The 17,030-nt window shown below is 59.7% G+C and carries 17 protein-coding genes and 1 pseudogene; 16 read left to right on the plus strand and 2 right to left on the minus strand.

Translation table 11 applies throughout. The features are described 5' to 3' along the window. Positions 1–2 precede the first annotated feature (2 nt). The 9 genes from flgG (at position 3) to Ga0102493_RS15565 (ending at position 7,898) form a co-directional block, all read left to right on the plus strand. Positions 3–794 (plus strand): flagellar basal-body rod protein FlgG, encoded by a 792-nt coding sequence (flgG, locus tag Ga0102493_RS01450; protein ID WP_034905607.1) that lies wholly within the window; start codon positions 3–5, stop codon positions 792–794. A 68-nt stretch (positions 795–862) separates the two neighbouring features. Continuing rightward, positions 863–1,513 (plus strand): flagellar basal body L-ring protein FlgH, encoded by a 651-nt coding sequence (locus tag Ga0102493_RS01455; RefSeq protein ID WP_236922352.1) that lies wholly within the window; start codon positions 863–865, stop codon positions 1,511–1,513. A gap of 40 nt (positions 1,514–1,553) precedes the next feature. Next, positions 1,554–2,639 (plus strand): flagellar basal body P-ring protein FlgI, encoded by a 1,086-nt coding sequence (locus Ga0102493_RS01460; RefSeq protein WP_051698320.1) that lies wholly within the window; start codon positions 1,554–1,556, stop codon positions 2,637–2,639. Then, complete coding sequence (locus tag Ga0102493_RS01465) at positions 2,636–2,938, plus strand: rod-binding protein (RefSeq protein ID WP_081845733.1); 303 nt, start codon at positions 2,636–2,638, stop codon at positions 2,936–2,938. The genes Ga0102493_RS01460 and Ga0102493_RS01465 overlap by 4 nt, the downstream gene beginning before the upstream one ends. Next, on the plus strand, positions 2,938–4,278 hold the full coding sequence (gene flgK, locus Ga0102493_RS01470) for a flagellar hook-associated protein FlgK (RefSeq protein WP_034905602.1): 1,341 nt from the start codon (positions 2,938–2,940) through the stop codon (positions 4,276–4,278). Before Ga0102493_RS01465 ends, flgK begins: the two co-directional genes overlap by 1 nt. Before the next feature lie 17 nt (positions 4,279–4,295). Then, positions 4,296–5,213: a flagellin N-terminal helical domain-containing protein gene (locus tag Ga0102493_RS01475; protein WP_034905601.1), complete on the plus strand. Its 918-nt coding sequence runs from the start codon at positions 4,296–4,298 to the stop codon at positions 5,211–5,213. Between the two features lie 28 nt (positions 5,214–5,241). Beyond that, complete coding sequence (motA, locus tag Ga0102493_RS01480) at positions 5,242–6,105, plus strand: flagellar motor stator protein MotA (protein WP_034905599.1); 864 nt, start codon at positions 5,242–5,244, stop codon at positions 6,103–6,105. Position 6,106: 1 nt separating this feature from the next. After that, positions 6,107–7,030, plus strand: a complete 924-nt coding sequence (locus Ga0102493_RS01485; RefSeq protein ID WP_051698291.1) for a flagellar motor protein MotB — start codon at positions 6,107–6,109, stop codon at positions 7,028–7,030. 107 nt (positions 7,031–7,137) lie between these two features. Further along, a protein-coding gene (locus Ga0102493_RS15565; protein ID WP_150132387.1) for an IS5 family transposase occupies positions 7,138–7,898 on the plus strand; the annotation gives its coding sequence in 2 pieces (ribosomal slippage) (positions 7,138–7,471 and positions 7,471–7,898; 762 coding nt in all). An 87-nt stretch (positions 7,899–7,985) separates the two neighbouring features. Here the strand turns inward: Ga0102493_RS15565 and Ga0102493_RS01500 are convergent. Together Ga0102493_RS01500 and Ga0102493_RS01505 are read right to left on the minus strand one after the other, a co-directional pair. Continuing rightward, positions 7,986–8,987, minus strand: a pseudogene (locus tag Ga0102493_RS01500) (IS630 family transposase); the annotation flags it as partial. 157 nt (positions 8,988–9,144) lie between these two features. After that, on the minus strand, positions 9,145–9,942 hold the full coding sequence (locus Ga0102493_RS01505; protein ID WP_034906514.1) for a flagellin N-terminal helical domain-containing protein: 798 nt from the start codon (positions 9,940–9,942) through the stop codon (positions 9,145–9,147). A gap of 256 nt (positions 9,943–10,198) precedes the next feature. Here Ga0102493_RS01505 and Ga0102493_RS01510 point away from each other — a divergent pair, with 256 nt between their 5' ends. The 7 genes from Ga0102493_RS01510 to Ga0102493_RS01540 are packed head-to-tail and all read left to right on the plus strand — an operon-like array spanning position 10,199 to position 17,028. After that, positions 10,199–11,560 (plus strand): sigma-54 interaction domain-containing protein, encoded by a 1,362-nt coding sequence (locus Ga0102493_RS01510; RefSeq protein WP_236922271.1) that lies wholly within the window; start codon positions 10,199–10,201, stop codon positions 11,558–11,560. Further along, the gene (gene fliE / locus Ga0102493_RS01515) at positions 11,557–11,916 is read left to right on the plus strand and encodes a flagellar hook-basal body complex protein FliE (RefSeq protein ID WP_034906516.1); all 360 of its coding nucleotides are present in this window, start codon (positions 11,557–11,559) and stop codon (positions 11,914–11,916) included. The genes Ga0102493_RS01510 and fliE overlap by 4 nt, the downstream gene beginning before the upstream one ends. Before the next feature lie 3 nt (positions 11,917–11,919). Beyond that, the gene (gene fliF / locus Ga0102493_RS01520) at positions 11,920–13,599 is read left to right on the plus strand and encodes a flagellar basal-body MS-ring/collar protein FliF (protein ID WP_236922272.1); all 1,680 of its coding nucleotides are present in this window, start codon (positions 11,920–11,922) and stop codon (positions 13,597–13,599) included. Further along, on the plus strand, positions 13,596–14,642 hold the full coding sequence (locus Ga0102493_RS01525) for a flagellar motor switch protein FliG (RefSeq protein ID WP_081845789.1): 1,047 nt from the start codon (positions 13,596–13,598) through the stop codon (positions 14,640–14,642). Before fliF ends, Ga0102493_RS01525 begins: the two co-directional genes overlap by 4 nt. Continuing rightward, positions 14,626–15,267, plus strand: coding sequence for a FliH/SctL family protein (locus tag Ga0102493_RS01530; RefSeq protein ID WP_051698443.1), 642 nt, complete (start codon positions 14,626–14,628; stop codon positions 15,265–15,267). The genes Ga0102493_RS01525 and Ga0102493_RS01530 overlap by 17 nt, the downstream gene beginning before the upstream one ends. After that, positions 15,264–16,598 (plus strand): FliI/YscN family ATPase, encoded by a 1,335-nt coding sequence (locus tag Ga0102493_RS01535; protein ID WP_034906669.1) that lies wholly within the window; start codon positions 15,264–15,266, stop codon positions 16,596–16,598. The genes Ga0102493_RS01530 and Ga0102493_RS01535 overlap by 4 nt, the downstream gene beginning before the upstream one ends. Beyond that, positions 16,591–17,028: a hypothetical protein gene (locus Ga0102493_RS01540; protein WP_069297419.1), complete on the plus strand. Its 438-nt coding sequence runs from the start codon at positions 16,591–16,593 to the stop codon at positions 17,026–17,028. The genes Ga0102493_RS01535 and Ga0102493_RS01540 overlap by 8 nt, the downstream gene beginning before the upstream one ends. Positions 17,029–17,030 lie beyond the last annotated feature (2 nt).

Consider the following 17,030-nt stretch of genomic DNA (forward strand, 5'->3'; position numbering starts at 1 on the left):
CAATGCCTACTTCCGCTCTCCATGTCGCTCGGACTGGGCTCGAAGCCCAAGACGCGCGGATGCGCGTCATCGCCAACAACCTTGCCAATATCGGTACCACTGGCTTCAAGCGTGACCGGGCCGATTTCGCGACGCTCGCCTACCAGGAACAACGTATTGCAGGCCAACAATCTACCGGGCAGACTGCCTTCGCCGTCGGCTTGAACCTTGGTACGGGCGTTCAGATCCAAGGTACAACTCGAATTGAAACTCAGGGGACGCTCAACGGAACGGGCAATTCGCTTGACCTTGCGCTCGACGGACCAGGCTACTTTCAAGTCGAGCTTCCCCCTGGCGGACAGATCGCATTCACCCGAGCAGGAAACTTTACTCTATCTGTTGAGGGTCAGCTCATCACCTCCCAAGGTTATGCGGTTCAACCTCCGGTCCAAGTCCCGCAAGGCGCCCAGTCGATCTCCATTGCGCCCGATGGCACCATCAGCGCTGTCACTGCCCAAGACCCTGCTCCAGTGCAGCTTGGACAGCTCACTTTGGCAAGCTTTGTAAACCCCGCCGGCTTGCGGGCGATTGGTGATAACTTCCTGATTGAGACTGCGGCAAGCGGACCCGCCGAAATCGGTTTGGCAGGGGAAAATGGACGGGGCCAGGTACGTCAGGGAATGCTCGAGGGCTCTAATGTCAACGTCGTCGAGGAGCTCGTCGAGATGATCGAAGCGCAGCGCGCCTATGAAATAAACTCCAAGATGGTCAGCGCAGTCGACGAGATGCTGCGCAATGCCAACCAGACTTTGTGAGGAAGAGCCCGATCATGGACCTGCGCACGCTTCTAGTATCTCCACTACTGCTTTTCGCGGCTGCCTGTATGGGAGCCGGTTCTGGCCCACAACCGGGGTTTGTGGCACCACCCCCGCCAGGGGTGCCGACAGTCGTCGCCACGGCCGGTGGTGCGTCCTTCACTGTGCCCAGGCCAACCGGAAGTGCAGGCGCGATACTCCAGACCGGGTCCGGATATTCCGGACTGCATACTGGCACCCGTGCCCGAATGCTCGGAGACATGCTGACCATCGTGTTGGTTGAGAATACCTCAACCCAGAAAAGCACGGCAGGCCAGACTGACCGCGGCGGAAGCTTCTCGATCACCCCCCCGGTCTCCGGGCCGCTCGACTTCCTAAACCCCGAAGCCCTTAAAGCTGCGAGCGAAGGGACGTTCAGAGGAGGAGGGAGTGCTTCGCAACGCAGCCGCCTTTCCGGCGCAGTCGCAGTGACCATCGCAGCGATTTACCCCAATGGAACGGCTGAAGTGGTGGGAGAAAAGCAAATGTCGTTGAGCCAAGGAGATGAGTGGATTCAATTCGCCGGGCGTATTCGCCTGATCGATATCGACAGCGACAACCGCCTCTCGTCGGCGCAGGTCGCGAATGCCCGGATCATCTACTCGGGCAAGGGCGCCGTTCAGCAAGCGAGCAGACCAGGATGGCTGTCTCGCTTCTTTAATTTCATTTCGCCTTTGTGATGGTTCCGGGAGAAAGCTCGTGAAGATTACTCGATCCGTGATGGCACTACTGGCAGTGCTGGTTGCAGCCCTGCTCCCGGCTGCCGCCGCAGCAGAGCGGATTCGCGACGTCGGCGAGTTTGAAGGCCTCCGCGCGAACCAGCTCACCGGCTACGGGGTGGTTGTGGGCCTTCAAGGCACCGGTGATGACAACCTCGCTTATGTAACCGAGGCAATGCGAGGTGTTTCGGGCCGATTGGGCCTTCAGCTTCCTCCAGGGGTAAGCCCCAATCTCCGCAACGCAGCAGCGGTAATCATTACCGCCGAACTGCCGGCATTTGCGAAGCCTGGTCAGCGCATCGACATCACTGTCTCCACCCTCGGTCAAGCCCGCAGTCTGCGTGGCGGCGCCCTGGTGCTGGCGCCTCTCTACGGGGCGGATGGGCAGATCTACGCGATGGCACAGGGCAATGTGGCCGTGGGCGGTCTCGGAGTGACGGGGCGTGACGGATCGCAACTCACAGTCAATGTCTCAACAGTAGGGAGAATCGCAGACGGAGCCACAGTCGAGCGAGCGGTCTCGACCGGGTTCGATCGCGAAGGGAGTCTACGCTTTAACCTTCACCAAGCCGACTTTCTCACCGCTTCGCGCGTTCGCGACGCGATCAACCAACGCTTTCCAGGCACTGCACGGATCGCTGATGGAGTGAGCATCGAGCTCGCGCTGCCGTTTGGAAACGATATTCGTTCGGCGCTGATGGCCGAGATAGAAATGTTGCCGGTAACCCCGGCCCCTGTTGCGGCGCGGGTGATCGTCAACAGTCGGACCGGAACGGTCGTGATCAACGAGGCAGTCCGTCTGTCGCCAGCAGCGGTGAGTCACGGCAAGCTGGTCATCCGGATTGACGAAGATCCCGTGGTGGTTCAGCCGGAGCCTTTCAGCCTTGGCCGTACTGCAGTGGAACCCTCGAGCGATATCAGCGTCACCGAGCGATCAGATCGGGTCGCGCTGATGCCGGGTGCTGCCTCGCTTTCCGAGATTGTCGATGCTCTCAATCTGTTGGGCGTGGGCGCTGCAGACCTCGTAGTCATCCTCGAAAGCCTCAAGCAAGCCGGGGCGCTCCAGGCGGAAATGGTAGTGCTGTGATCATCTCTCGCGCCCTTCCATCTGCTGGCAGTCCAGAAGCCACCATTTCGCCTGAACGCGCGGAGCTGCGCAAGGCGGCCGAGGGTTTCGAGGCAATCATGCTGCGACGAATGCTCGAAACGGCGCGGGCCGCGAGCTTTACGGAGGACACCCCCCTTACTGGGGGCGGGCTCCGGCAGTTCGAGAAGATGCGCGATGAGCACTTTGCTGAGATCGCGGCAGCATCTGGGAGCTTCGGATTAGCCCGGAGCATCGAGGCGCAGCTGGCACGATATATCGAAGAGAAGGGAGATTCGTAATGCCGACCGCTCTCTTCTACATCGGGCGCAGCGGTTTGACTGCATCTCGCGCAAGCCTTGAGCTGACTGCTCAAAACGTCGCAAATGCGGCAAATCCAGATTATGCGAGGCGAACGCTAGGCCAGAGCGAGCTGGTCATGAGTGCCTCCATAGGACTCAACTCCTCAAATTCGCTTGGTGGAGTCCGGATCGGCGGGATCGAACGCGCAGGCAGCGCTTTGGTGCAACGTCAGGCGCGCGACAGCGCTTCTGCATTAGCCAATGCATCGGCCGAGTATTCGGCAATGCGCGAGGCTGAAACCGCCTTGGAAAACTCGGGACTTTTCGATAACCTGGTTGACTTCGAAGCGGCGTTGGCACGCCTAGAAAGTGACCCCCTCAACCCCGCCTTACGGGTCTCGGCGCTCGAGACTGCTCGCCAGCTCGCAGCAACTTTTGGCACTGCCGATAACGCTCTCGGCAATGCAAGACTGCTGACTGTATCCGAAGCTGAGGCCGACTTGCTGAGTGTTCGGGGCTTTGCCGATGAACTGGCGAGAGTGAATCAAGATCTCGTTGCCGCTCAGGAAGGCACTGCTTCTAAAGCCGCGTTGCTCGACCAACGCGATGCAGCACTGCGCGGATTGGCAGAACAAATCGGTATTGTGCCCTCTTTTAATGCCAATGGCACGGTCGATGTCACTTTGTCGGGGAGTCCCCCGGCGGCGCTTGTGCAAGGCGGTTCCGCAATTGGCTTTGACCTTTCCGTCGCGCCAGATGGTACTTTGTCATTTGAAGTGGATGGGCAGCCGTATGTTCCCATGAGCGGTGCGATGGCTGGGCGCGCTGCGGCGCTCGGTGCAATCGCGAGCCTCCAGACGCAGTTGGATGGAATTGCAGTATCGACCGTGTCACTCGTCAATGGCGCGCAGGGCACTGGGGTCGCTGCCGACGGCACACCCGGTCAGCCAATATTCGCAGGCACCGCCGCAGCCGACATAACAATCGTCCTTGGATCGGGCGCAGGGATTGCAACCGCCACTGCTGGGGCTCCTGCCGGGAGCCGTGATACCACCAACTTGGGCGGTCTAATCACTGCGCTCGGCAATAGTACTGGGCCGACCGCCAGCGTTGATGCACTTCTGCTCGGTCTTTCGAGCAGAGTTGCAGGGCTTGACAGCCAGCGCGAGGGCTTGGGCATCGTTGCCGCTAGCGCCGAAGCGGAATTGCTGCGCGAGACTGGCGTCGATCTTGATGAGGAGGCGGCCAATCTGGTTCGCCTACAGCAAGCCTTCGAGGCCAACGGGCGCGTCATACAGGTCGCCAGCGAGATCTTCGACGTTCTGTTGGGCTTGCGGTAAGTGAAGGGACCCTACTCATGAGCTTCGTAAACACCGCTACAGGTACTTTTTACAATCGCTCGCTTAGCCAAATGAGCGAACTGCGGGGCAACATCGAACGTCTGCAGACCCAGATTGCTACAGGAAAGCGGTTGGAACGCGGATCGGATGACCCGGCCGCAGCCGCCCAACTCCGCCAATTGGCGCGCCGTGAGATATTGAGCACAGCCGATGCAAGCAATGCCGCATCGGTGGATCAGGATCTTACCTCTGCGACCACGGAGCTAGCCGCAGTTACCAACCTCCTGCAGCGCGCACGCGAACTGGCGCTTGGTGCCGCAAGCGATACGAGCGGAGCGGCTGGGAGAGAGGCGATTGCTTTCGAGATCGAACAGTTGGGCGAAGAATTGTTCGCGCGCGCAAATGCAGAAGGCCCCGGTGGTGAGCCCCTATTTGCCGGTCTTGCAGCCGGACCGGCTTTTACACGCGATGGCACGGGTGCCGTAACCTATGCGGGGACTACGCAATCGCTTTCAGTGCCAGTTGGACAGGGTACCGAGATCGAGCGAGGGCTCGACGGCGCTCAGTTGTTCGAATTCGACGTCGCAGGATCACCCTCCAATGCCTTCGCCGTTCTTAGAGGGCTGGCCGACGCGCTGCGTGGCGGCACACCCGATCCGTCCGCATCGGCTTCGGCAGCGATCGAAGGGATCGACGCGGCGCTAACTACCGTAAATCGAGGACAGACTATCCTGGGTGCCCGGCTCGCATGGGTAGAGACCGTCCGCCAAGAACAGCTGGATCGTTCAGTGGCGATCGCTGAGCGCCGCAGCGAAGTTGGGGATACCCAGATCGGGGATGCAATCGCCAAGTTGCAGCAATCGATGACAGCGCTCGAAGCGAGCCAAGCTGCCTTCACCCGGGTGAGTTCGCTCACCTTATTCAACGCGCTCTGATTCACCCCCCTGCCAGGAGCAGTTCCCAGTGTTCGTCGCCATCGGTATCATCGTTCTGCTCGTCATGGTGTTTGGCGGCTTCATTCTGGCGGGCGGCGCGATCGGCCCCGTACTTGCTGCGCTTCCACTTGAGTTCATGATCATCGGCGGCGCCGCAATCGGCGCAGTCCTGATCGGCAACTCGACGCATGAAATCAAGCTACTCGCAAGCGGGCTCAAAAAGGTCTTTGTGGGCCCGAAGTATAACGATCAGGATCATATCGATGCGATCGCCTTGACCAGCAAGTTGATGAAGCTGCTTCGCACGGAAGGAGCGGTAGCCCTTGAAAGCCACGTCACGGAGCCCGCGAATTCAGCGATTTTCAGCGAATATCCGCGGATTCAGAATGACCGCGTGCTCACTACCATGATATGCGATCCGCTTACCTTGCTCGTGGTGTCAAGCGGCACGCTTGATACGCATGCGGTGGAGGAGGTCATCGATTCGGCGATCAAGACCGAGTTGCACGAAATGGCCGAGCCAGAGCATACTATTCAATCTCTCGCTGACGCTTTCCCCGCTCTCGGCATTGTTGCCGCGGTGCTGGGCGTTATCAAGACGATGGGTTCGATCAACGAGCCACCCGAAGTGCTCGGCAAGATGATCGGCGCGGCGCTCGTCGGAACCTTTCTTGGGGTCTTGCTCGCTTATGGTTTCGTTGGCCCGATGGCGAGCCGCCTCAAGCAGATCAATACCCGCGATCAGCAAGTCTTCCACTCGATCAAGCAGGTGATCATCGCGTCGCTTCATGGCTACCCTCAACCCCTGGTGCTCGAAGCGGCGCGCTCCGGTTTGGCGCCGTCGCACCGGCCCAAGTTAACGGAATTGCTCGACATGATGCGGAGCAATTGACATGGCACTTGACGATCCCGCGCGTCCCGGGGACAGCGCGAGCCACGCGAGCCCTGCGCCAATCATTGTCAAGAAGATTACTGTCGAGGCCGCAGGCCATCACGGAGGTGCCTGGAAAGTCGCTTATGCGGACTTCGTAACTGCTATGATGGCGTTCTTCCTTCTTCTTTGGCTTCTCGGGGCGACCGAGGAAAACCAGCGAAGGGGAATCGCGGACTACTTCACACCGACACTGGTCAAGATGCGCAAGGAAAGCGCGGGGTCTCATGGGCTCCTAGGCGGATCCTCAATAACTGATCCCGACAATTACCCGAATGCAATGGGCCAAACTGGCACGCGATCTATAACGATTCCGCGTGGCGTTACGGGCGGCCCTGTGGAGGGTGGCGGTCGCGGCGAATTGGAAGCGGACAAGCTCAAGGAACTGCGCGACAAGATCGACAAGAAGCTCGCCCAGCGCCGCCAATTGGCCCACCTTGCACGTCAGGTCCGTGTGATGCGAGCTCCGGAGGGTATCCGTATCGACCTTGTCGACGATGCAGATTTTTCGATGTTCGAGCTTGGGACCACGATTCTCACCAAAGAAGCTCGGGGCTTGCTTCAGATTATGGCTGAAACACTGATTGATGAATCCGCCCCGTTGATTTTGCGCGGTCATACTGATGCTCTCCCATGGCGGAGCGGGGTAGAAGCGAACAACTGGTCTCTTTCAACGGGACGCGCGGAAGCAACCCGGCAATCACTTTTGCTAGGCGGAATTCCCTCTACCCGTATCGCTCGGATCGAGGGGGTGGCCGAAACAGAGCCTCTGATTGTTGATGATCCAACAGACCCGCGCAATCGTCGAATTTCGCTGCTTCTACTTGAGACACGAAAGGTCGCGATTCGCAAACGCCCGATGCAATCAGCGCAAGGAGCTCAATAGGAATTGCGCCCCCGTACTAACGATGTGACCTAGGCTCAGGACCCATTAAATCACTTGCGCTGGCGGCAGTCGATTGATTCAATAGCGGCAGCAAGGAGGTGCTGCCGATGTCCGGGCTGTGGTTGTTGAGCGAGGCGCAGATGCGCCGGATTGAGCCCTATTTTCCGTTGTCGCATGGGATCCCACGGGTCGATGACCGGCGGATTGTGAGTGGTATCATCTTCGTGATCAGGAATGGATTGCGCTGGCGTGATGCGCCTGCCGGCTACGGCCCGCACAAGACGATCTATAATCGCTTCATCCGCTGGAGCCGCCTGGGCGTGTTCAACAGGATCTTTGCCCAGCTCGCCGCCAAGGGCGGAAAGCCCGATCAGCTGATGATCGACGCCACCCACCTCAAGGCGCACCGGACGGCGGCAAGCCTGCTAAAAAAGGGGCTCTACCCAGACGTATCGGCCGCACCAAAGGCGGACTGAACTCCAAGCTGCATGCAGTCTGCGATGGCAAGGGCCGGCCATTGATCATGCTGCTCAGCGAAGGGCAGATGAGCGACTACAAAGGGGCTGCGCTGATGATCGAAGCCTTCCCCAAGGCCGAGGCGTTGCTCGCCGATCGGGGCTACGATGCCGACTGGTTCCGCGCCGCTCTGGAACAGCGCGGTATCGCTGCCTGCATCCCGTCAAAAACGAACCGCAAAGTGCCCATCCCCCACGACGCGGTGCTCTATCGCCAACGCCACAAAGTCGAGAACATGTTCGGCAAACTCAAGGACTGGCGACGCATCCACACCCGTTACGACCGATGCGCCCACACGTTCATGTCCGCCATATGCATCGCCGCAACCGTCATCTTCTGGCTGCCGCAATGAGTCCTGACCCTAGTCACCTGAATCTGAAGTTCGGCTCAGTGTTTCTTGGCAGAAGCCTTTAACGGAGGCTGGGATATCGTCGGTTCATTTGGTCCAGCGATATGGTTTCGGGTTTTTTTGTTATGGGCTGTGATGAAGGCAATGATGTCGGCTCCAAGCTCGGCGGTGGAACGATGAACCCCGCGCTGCAACTGTTTGCGCGGCCGCTCTGCAAACCAAAGTTCCACATGATTGATCCAGGAAGTTGATGTTGAGGTAAAGCGGACATGCCAATGCGGCCGACGCGCAAGCCACGCATTGACCTTCGGCGTCTGGTGGGTCGTATAGCTGTCCATCAGCAGATGCACTTGCAAACCCGTGTGCATCGCAGCGTCGATCCGCTTGAGCAAATTCAGGGACTCGGCTGAAGGGTGACGTTTGTAGCACTTGCCGATCACATCGCCTGTTGCGATGTCGAGCGCTGCGAACAAGGACGTGGTGCGTGGGTATGGGTTCGCCGCTCGGCCACGCCAGGCGCCATAGGCAAAACCGGTTGCTAACGGTCGAGCGCCTTGATCTGGCTCTTTTGATCGAGACGCAGCACGACCGTCCGGTCCGGTAGCGATATATAGAGGCCGACGATGTCTTGCATCTTGTCAACGAACAGCGGGCCGCTCGAAAGCATGAACTTCTCGGAAGGATGCGGCCGAAGGCCAAAGGCATTCCGAACCCGGCGGATAGTCGTATGCGAACGCCCGACCTCAGCTGCCATCGACCAATGGGTGTCATCCTTCGGCGTGGTGTTCAAAGTGCGTCCAGAATTTCAGCGATCTGGGCACCTAATACGGTTCGAGGGCGTCCCGCGCGATACTCGTCGGTCAGTCCCTCAATCCCAGCATGAACAAACCGTCGCCGAGATTCGCGAACTATATGCTAATGAACACCGAGAGGTTCAGCAACTTGCTTGCTTTGGAGTCCTTCGGCACACAAAAAGAAACCCGGCAAGGATCCGGGAGCGAGCGCCACATCGTGGCGGCGAACCTGAGCCTCGAGAAAGCGTCGATCCTCGATCCTCGAAACGACCGCCCCTGCCTGCTCACCCGCCATCATCGGTCCGCCCTCTGAGGAGGACAATCTATTTCAGTTCCAAATGACCAGCTGAACGCGTCGAATGGCAGTGGATCGGTCGTGTTGCCAAAACAAAAAAAGCCCGGAGCCCCAAGGCTCCGGGCTTGGTTTGAGGACCGGCCATCTGCCGGTGGCTCGATTAGCGCAGAAGCGAAAGGACGTTCTGCTGGGACTGATTCGCCTGCGCAAGCATCGCGGTCGACGCCTGCCCGAGGATTTGCGCCTTGGAGAGCGCGGTGGTCTCGGCCGAGTAGTCGGTGTCCACAATCCGCGAACGTGCGTCGGTGAGGTTTGTGGAGACGTTAGTGAGGTTGTTCACCGCCGACTCGAGCCGGTTCTGGCTCGCACCGAACGATGCACGCGCGCTATTCACGGCGGCAAGCTGCGTGTCGACCGTAGCAATCGTGGTGGTCGCAGCGGCTGCATCGGCAACGCTGTAGGTTGCGCCCGAGACACCAGTCAGGTCGGTTCTACCAACTGCGATAACGTCTTCCCCGGCCTGAATATTGATAGCGGCAGCATCATCGAGGAGCGAAATACCATTGAAGTCAGTACCGGTGATGACCTGCGTCATTTGAGCCGTCAGAGCGGTGACTTCAAGACCGATATTCGTGCGGTCGTCAGCGCTAAAGGTTCCCGAAGCTGCCTGGACGCTCAGCTCGCGGATGCGCTGGAGCATATTGGTTACTTCGTTCAGCGCGCCTTCAGCCGTTTGAACAAGGCTTATGCCGTCGTTCGCGTTGCGGACGCCCTGCTGCATACCCCTGATCTGCGAGGTCATGGACGAAGCAATCGCTAGGCCGGCCGCGTCGTCGGCAGCGCTGTTGATCCGCTTGCCCGTGGAAAGACGTTCCATCGCCTGGCCGAGCATGTTGTTCGCCTGAACGCCCGCATTCTGCGCGCGCAGAGCCGAGATATTGGTGTTGATGACAGACATTTTTTCAAACCTCCGAATGGTCGTGCAGGACGGAGGGGTCCGCCGCTGCTGACCCTTAGACCGACCAGTGGCGCGAAACTTTAAGTGCTGCGGTCAACGTCGGCGGCAAAGAATTGCCCGGCAATAGCAGTTTGCTCCACTCGGGGTCGATGCAGGGTTCCCATAGGGCAATAGGTGATCCTACTAGGGCTTAAATTTGCGATGTTTTGGACGCTCCCCGGCAATTTCCTTCCACCAAGGAACGACAGGGGCGATCATGACAACTCAAACAAGCAAGATGCCTGATAAAGAGCGCCCGCGTGGCGCGGGTATCAATCCAGATGCAGCGCTAAGCACGGTTAACTCATGCAGCTCCCCTTTCGGGACTGATCGGCTGATTGCCCGTCACCGGACCCTTATCGATACGACCCTGCCGCTGCTCAGTCACAACTGGCAAAGCGCTCGTCTCGTCCTTGGCGAAGACGGCCGTTTCCCCTGCCCGCCGGGGGGACGCCGAACCGATGCCATCGAAATCGATCTGATGCAGGCGGATCGCCCCGCGATCGGATTGCTCGCGCCAAACAGGATCGTACTTTCTTACAATGAGACTTCCTTAGATCGTGCTCGCTCGGCGTTTCTTGCAAGCGCTGCCCACGGCGGCTGGCCAATCGCAGGCGACGAACACAGCATGGCCCTTCTGACCTTGGCTGAACGCATTTCTACTAGCGACATTCCGGTGTTGCTCGAAGGACCGACGGGGACGGGGAAAGAAGTGCTGGCGCGGTTCGTTCATCGGCTCTCTTCCAGGGCTAAGGGCCCGTTCGTGGCTGTAAACTGCGCAGCCATGCCCGAAGCCATGCTTGAAGGATTGCTTTTCGGTCACCGCAAAGGGGCATTTACCGGTGCGGCCGAGACGCGCGAGGGGCTCTTCCGCGCTGCAGATACAGGCACGCTGCTTCTGGATGAAATTGGCGAATTGCCTCTGGCCCTGCAGGCCAAGCTCCTCCGCGCTTTACAGGAAGGAGAGGTTTTGCCTTTGGGGGCAACAACTCCCGTCAAATTCGATGTGCGCATCATCGCCTGCACCAATCGTCAGCTTGCAGCAGAGGTCAGTGCTGGGCGCTTTCGCGAAGATCTGCTCTACAGACTGAACGTTTTTCCCCTTGAATTGGCTGCTTTGCGGAATCGGTCGGGCGATATCGCCCCGCTAGCCTTTGGAATGTTGCTACGCCACGCTGGTCGACCGGGCATGCCGACTTGGATCGAGGAAGAAGCCCTCTCCCTTCTTGAGCAACATGCATGGCCCGGCAACGTGAGGGAGCTCGAGAACGTTATTCGGCGGGCCGTCTTGCTCGCGGGGGATGCCCCCACGATTTGCGGGTCACACATTGTCTTCGATCAACCGGTTCGTGCGGTCATCGACAATCCTGCACCGATGCCATCTCCAAAGCACGAGAAGCGTTCGCTCTCGGACGTCGCCTTTGCTTCAGAAGCGCAAGCGATCCTCGATGCACTCGAGAGCCACGATGGTCATCGTGCGCGCACCGCGCGCAGCCTAGGTATTTCGGAACGCACCCTTCGTTATCGTCTGGCTTCCATGCGCGCTAACGGGCTCATCTCTGCGGGGGCTCGGGCATGAACCCGGTGCGCCCTACTGGCGGCGTGCAGGACGTTTTGGCGCTGCGTCAGGAAATTCTGGCGCGCAATACCGCGCTGCGAGAAGTTCATGCCGCGACGGACGATTCGCAAGGAGCCGGGGAGACTAAGGTTCCCGGAGCCGGTTTCGCAGACACCCTCAGCACCGCCCTGCGCCAGGTCAACGCAGTACAGCAGCGCTCGTCCGATCTGCAGGTTGGTTATGAGCGCGGAGAGGTGACCGACATCGCGCAAGTAATGTTGGCGCGGCAAGAGGCGGGTGTTGCTTTCGAAGCGACTCTGCAAGTTCGCAACAAGCTCTTGTCCGCCTATCAAGACATAATGCGAATGGGGGGCTAACCCATGGCAGAAACCACATTGCCAGTCCCCAATGAGGCTCCTCTCGCGACGAGCGCGCCGCCGAACAACTCCGTTTCGGGGGCCGATGACTGGCGCTCGATGCTTCCCGGGCCACTTCGTGAATTCTCGCGGCAACCGGCAATTGCCCGTGCTCTTCCGGCGTTGGCAGGCCTTGGTGCGCTTGGGTTGGTCGGGGCTTTGTATCTAGCGCTCGCTGAGGGTCCGCAGCGGATCCTGTATTCCAGCTTGAGTGATGGTGAACGAGCGAAGGTGGTTGAAACGCTAGAGAGTGGCGGGATTTCCTACGCGATCGACAACGCTACTGGTGCCCTGTCTGTCGCTGAGGACGATGTCTATCGTGCCAGAATGCTCGTCGCCAGCGATGCAGGCATTGCTGCTCCTCAAGGCGCAACCGAGATGCTCGACTCCATTCCGCTCGGCTCAAGCCGGACGCTGGAGGGCGAGCGTTTGCGGCTTGCTCGCGAGCGTGAGCTGATGCTTACTATCAGGGAGATCGATGGGATCGAAGCGGTGCGGGTGCATCTGGCGACCCCCGAACGCTCTGTGTTCGTTCGTGAGAGCAGTCCACCAAGCGCTTCGGTGATGCTGAGGCTGGTGAGCGGGCGCTCTTTATCCCAGAGTCAGGTCGAGGCCATCGTCAACCTCGTTTCTGCTTCTGTCCCTGGCATGAGCGCTGACGGAGTCCGAGTGGTAGACCAAAACGGACGTCTACTGTCTTCGCAGCGCGAGGAAACGATCGACGCGCTCGCGCTGCAGCGCGAATTCGAGGCGAAGCTGCGTCAACAAGTTGATGGATTGCTGTTGCCGCTGCTGGGTGATGGCAACTTCACAAGCCAGGTGCAGGTGGAGCTCGATAAGGCGGAAGTTACCTCAGCGCGCGAAACTTTCGAGAAAGATGGCTCCGTCCGCAGCGAAAGCGAACGGAACGCAGTCCGCACTGGGCAAGGTGGGATCGGAGGTGTCCCTGGCGTAACGGCAAACACTCCCCCGCCAGATCCGGTCCTGGTCGATGCCCCCCCCGAGCCTACCGCCCCGGCTGCAGGCACGGCTCCTACCGACACTGAAAGTGCCGTTCAACGCAGCTACGAACTCGGACGCGAAGTGGCTGTGACCAATACCCGCCCCGGAGGCCTGGTCAAACTTTCCGTAGCGGTTGCTGTCAGCAAGGATGCACTTGCGGCAGCCTCGCCGCTAACGGCTGAACAGATCGAAAAACTCGTCGGAGCCGCGGTAGGGGCGGACACGGAACGTGGGGACCAGATTGAAGTCGTGGCAAGCGCCTTCGGTGCAACCGAAATGGAGCCTCCCCTCTTCTATGAACAGCCATGGTTCGCGATGGTCCTGCGTTACGTCACGGCGCTTCTTGCAGTGCTGCTGGTTCTGCTGCTCGCAGTGCGTCCGCTTATCGCACGAATGCGCGGGCGCGACCTGAGAGAGGTAGAGACCGGCCAGACTCCCTCTCTTCCGGCGGCGATTGGTCAGGACGATGAGCAAAGCGAGATCTCCAGCGAGCTGAAAAATGGCCGCAGCCTGGGCGACCTTCCCCGCCAAGTTGAACTTGCTCGTCGGCTTGCCGCGAGCCAGCCCGAACGCGCAGTTGAAGCTCTTCAGCGCATGCTCGAGGCACCAGAACCCCGGCGCGACGAGGAGGCTGTCCGATGACCGCCCCCGCTACTATCGCAAACGAGCCAGGGGACACCTTAGAAGTTTCCCCTCTGCTCAACCGAGTGGACCGCGCAGCAGTCTTCCTGATGCTGCTTGGGGACGAGGAGGCGGCCATCATTCTTAGCCGGCTCGGCCCGGACGAGTTGGAGAAAATCGGCAGCGCCATGATGGCGCTGGGGGAAATAAATCAGCCGCATATGATCGAGGCGCTTGCCGATTTCGTCACCGAAGCGGATCGTGAAGTTTTGTCCGCACGCGGGCGGCACGACCGGGTCCGTTCCATGCTTGAGCGTTCTCTGGGCCCTACGCGGGCTGAAAGCATAATGCAGCGCATTGAAACCGACGAACGTCCGCGCAGCATCGAGATAGCGCGATGGCTGGCGCCTTCAGTCCTCGTGAGATTGATGGCAGACGAACATCCCCAGGTTATCGCAGCCATGCTCTTGCTGCTCGAATCTGAGCAGGCTGCCGCGGTGCTTTCTAGCTTGCCGGCGGATGCTCAATCGGCGGTCGTCGAGAGGGTTGCTCGCATAGGCCCAATCTCGGCACGGGCAATTTCGGCAATCGACACTCTTCTTACCCAGCGAATTGGTGCCTCTTTCGGAAGTTCCGCGCTCACTTTGGGCGGCCCACGCGAGGCTGCAAATCTCATCAATCTCGCGGCTGGTGAAGTACGTCATTCGGTCCTTCCGGACATCGCGATGCGCGATGCGCCATTGGCCGAGGCGATCGAAGAGCAGCTGTTCACCTTCGAAATGCTGCTCGATCTTGATCCTCAAGGTATGGGACGCCTGTTGCGCGATGTCGAAAGCGAGAAATTGGTCTGTGCACTCAAGGGGCTCGACGAAGCGCAGCGCGCACCCTTCTTTGCTGCCATGTCGACCCGAGCTGCCGACGGCATCCGTGATGAGATCGAGATGCGCGGCAGGTTGACCAAGAGCGAAGCAGAGGAAGCGAAGCGCCTGATTGTCGACGTTGCCCGGCGCTTGGCTGATGAGGGCGAAATTGTGATCGGAAATGATAATGGCGAATTCATCTGACTGGCTAGCCGAGCTCGCCGGGGAGGACTCTTTTTCGCCCCAATGGATCGCAGCGCTCGAAGGACCTGCGATTTTCCGTGATCATTTTCCTTTCGCCAAAGAGGTTTGGCGCGAGCAGCCAGAGGCCCCGGATCAATCCGCCTCGGCGGTTCAAGAGGACAAGGCCGCAACTGAAGCCATCGAAAACGCGTTTGCGCGTGGAGAAGCAGCAGGAAGAGCCGCAGTCGAGGCCGAGATGCAAATCGACGCGAAGCGACATACGACGTTGCGGCTCGCCTTCCGGGCACTGGACGAGGCGGCGCGCGATGCTCTCGCGGCGGACCTAGCCGAGACGGTAGTCTATTTATGCGAGGGTGTGATCGGGCAATGCGCCGTAGATGGAACAGCGCTGCTGCAACGTTGCCAAGTTGCTGCTGAGCGCATGGGGACTGCGGCGCAATCGTTTGCACTCCATCTTCATCCTGAAGACATCGAAATTGTCGGAGAGGAAGCTTTGAGTTGTTGGCGTGTGATTTCCGATCCGTCGCTCGAGCGCGGAGCAATTGTCCTTGAAGGACCTGAAGGCACGGTGCGCGATGGACCGGGTGAATGGCGGCGAGCGATAGCCGCAGCGGTGCGCGGATGATCGGAGAAATGCAACTCGAGATGGCCCGCATGCGCGCGGCCAAAGTCGCTTCGGGCCCTGCGTTGTTCGGTCGCGTGGTATCCTGCGATGGCGGCCTCATTGAGGTTGCGGGTTTTCCACTGCCAGTCGGTTCTCTGGGTTCGATTGAGAACGACGCCGGCGCCGAGTGCCTGGCCGAGGTGATTGGATTCAGGGCCGGCCATTCACTGATGATGTTGCTCGGTGATGCCATGCTGCTGCGCCCTCAAGCGGCGGTGCGGGCTCTTGGCGGTCCGGGCGAAGTCAGGTTGGGCGAGGCCTTGCTGGGTCGCGCTGTAGATGGGCTAGGGGCACCAATCGATGGCGGCCCGCGGCTGGTTCTGCCCCACACTCGTTCGTTGGTTGGCCGTCGGGAAAACGCTTTGGAACGCGCCAGCGTAAAACAACCATTTGATTGCGGAGTCCGGGCCATCAATGCGGTTGCGACCATGGGAATTGGGCAAAGGCTCGGGATCATGGCCGGTTCTGGTGTCGGTAAATCTGTTCTCGTAGATACGATCGCCGGGCATGCTGTGGCCGACGTCACGGTAGTCGCGCTCATTGGCGAACGAGCGCGCGAAGTCTCTGACTTTGTCAACCGCCACATGTCCGGCGCTCGACGCGGGAGGCTCATCGTGGTGGCTGTACCTGCCGATCACGCTCCAAACCTACGGTTGCGGGCTGCGCAATATGCTACGGCAATTGCCGAATTTTTTCGTGAAATGGGAAAGAACGTCCTTCTAATTCTCGACAGTCTTACCCGCGTCGCGCACGCAGCGCGAGAATTGGCGCTTGTGCTCGGGGAACCCGGTGCGGCGCGAGGCTATCCCCCTTCAGCGCTGGCAGCGATTACACGATTAGTCGAACGTGCCGGTAACTCGTTGACTTCCGGCGGAGCCGTAACCGGGATTTACACGGTGCTTGCCGATGGGGACGATGCGCAGGATCCAGTGGTGGATACTGCGAGGGCGATTTTGGACGGACACATTATGTTATCGCGCGAACTTGCGCAGCGTGGACATTATCCTGCGATCGATGTGCCTTCCTCGCTCAGCCGCGTAATGGACGATTTGGTGTCGCCCGAGGTCTCCGAAGCCGCCCGGCAATTGCGCGCATTGATTTCCGCCCGCGAAGAGAACCGCGATCTTGTTCTGATGGGCGCCTACCGTTCAGGCGCTGATCCTGTGCTTGACACCGCATTGGCACTAAGCCCGGCCATCGACGCCTTCTTGTCACAGTCGCGCGGCGCTGCGGAGCCGCTGGGGCAGAGTCTCGCAGGACTTTGCGAACTCATGGCGCGAGCAGATGCGTGAACGGCGCCGATTGGCGCTGGCTAAGCGCCAGTTGCTCATCGCTCAGATCGCCCAGCGGCAAGCGATGCGTGGCCTTGCCGATGCCTTGGGCGAAGAAACGAGAAGTCGTACGCTGGTAGAGCGAAGCCGCTCTCTTCTTGAGAGTTACTCATACGTCTCGGGGCTTGCTTCAGGGGAGGCATTGACCGAGCGAGGCCGCTTTTTAGCTTCGCTAAGTGAAGTAAGCGCCGCAGCCGAGCGAGCTGAAGGCGATGCCGCGAGACAGGCAGAGTGGCAGGCTGACGTGCTCGCCAAAGCCGACACCCGGATGCGTCGCTTCGAGGATCGTACACTTGAAGCGCGACGCGCACTCGAGACCGAGCTGAACCGACGTGCCGCCTCTCCTCCCCTAGGGATGGCACGAAAGTTGCTTAAAAAGGATTCGACCTGATT

Origin of the sequence: Erythrobacter litoralis, from assembly GCF_001719165.1 — a bacterium.
Classification (GTDB): domain Bacteria; phylum Pseudomonadota; class Alphaproteobacteria; order Sphingomonadales; family Sphingomonadaceae; genus Erythrobacter; species Erythrobacter litoralis.

Excerpts from the sequence above, each read along its gene's own strand:
- flgG (WP_034905607.1), top strand. The coding sequence starts at position 3 with ATGCCTACTTCCGCTCTCCATGTCGCTCGGACTGGGCTCGAAGCCCAA.
- Ga0102493_RS01455 (WP_236922352.1), top strand. The coding sequence starts at position 863 with ATGGGAGCCGGTTCTGGCCCACAACCGGGGTTTGTGGCACCACCCCCG.
- Ga0102493_RS01460 (WP_051698320.1), top strand. The coding sequence starts at position 1,554 with ATGGCACTACTGGCAGTGCTGGTTGCAGCCCTGCTCCCGGCTGCCGCC.
- flgK (WP_034905602.1), top strand. The coding sequence starts at position 2,938 with ATGCCGACCGCTCTCTTCTACATCGGGCGCAGCGGTTTGACTGCATCT.
- Ga0102493_RS01475 (WP_034905601.1), top strand. The coding sequence starts at position 4,296 with ATGAGCTTCGTAAACACCGCTACAGGTACTTTTTACAATCGCTCGCTT.
- Ga0102493_RS01485 (WP_051698291.1), top strand. The coding sequence starts at position 6,107 with ATGGCACTTGACGATCCCGCGCGTCCCGGGGACAGCGCGAGCCACGCG.
- Ga0102493_RS01505 (WP_034906514.1), bottom strand. The coding sequence starts at position 9,942 with ATGTCTGTCATCAACACCAATATCTCGGCTCTGCGCGCGCAGAATGCG.
- Ga0102493_RS01510 (WP_236922271.1), top strand. The coding sequence starts at position 10,199 with ATGACAACTCAAACAAGCAAGATGCCTGATAAAGAGCGCCCGCGTGGC.
- fliE (WP_034906516.1), top strand. The coding sequence starts at position 11,557 with ATGAACCCGGTGCGCCCTACTGGCGGCGTGCAGGACGTTTTGGCGCTG.
- fliF (WP_236922272.1), top strand. The coding sequence starts at position 11,920 with ATGGCAGAAACCACATTGCCAGTCCCCAATGAGGCTCCTCTCGCGACG.
- Ga0102493_RS01525 (WP_081845789.1), top strand. The coding sequence starts at position 13,596 with ATGACCGCCCCCGCTACTATCGCAAACGAGCCAGGGGACACCTTAGAA.
- Ga0102493_RS01530 (WP_051698443.1), top strand. The coding sequence starts at position 14,626 with ATGGCGAATTCATCTGACTGGCTAGCCGAGCTCGCCGGGGAGGACTCT.
- Ga0102493_RS01535 (WP_034906669.1), top strand. The coding sequence starts at position 15,264 with ATGATCGGAGAAATGCAACTCGAGATGGCCCGCATGCGCGCGGCCAAA.
- Ga0102493_RS01540 (WP_069297419.1), top strand. The coding sequence starts at position 16,591 with ATGCGTGAACGGCGCCGATTGGCGCTGGCTAAGCGCCAGTTGCTCATC.